The 230-nt window shown below is 68.3% G+C and carries 1 protein-coding gene; it reads right to left on the bottom strand.

The genetic code is table 11. The features are described 5' to 3' along the window. Positions 1 to 230 (bottom strand): phosphoribosyl-AMP cyclohydrolase (locus ACSHWJ_RS16150; protein ID WP_435928807.1); only part of this gene is annotated, 230 nt, incomplete at both ends.

Genomic DNA, 230 nt, shown 5'->3' with positions numbered 1-230 from the left:
CAGTGGTGGCGGCCGGTGTGGCAGGCAATGCCGCCGGCCTGTTCGACCTTCAGCAGCACCACGTCATCGACGCAGTCGATGCGGATTTCCAGCACCTTCTGGCGGAGGCCGGACTCCTCGCCCTTGCGCCACAGCCGGCCGCTCGAGCGCGACCAGTACACCGCGTAGCCTACCGCTGCGGTCAAAGCCAGGGCCTCGCGGTTCATCCACGCCACCCTCAGCACATGGCC

It is taken from the genome of Methylococcus sp. S1M (assembly GCF_051295855.1).
Lineage (GTDB): Bacteria > Pseudomonadota > Gammaproteobacteria > Methylococcales > Methylococcaceae > Methylococcus > Methylococcus capsulatus.
This window is presented reverse-complemented; position numbering and strand designations above follow the sequence as displayed.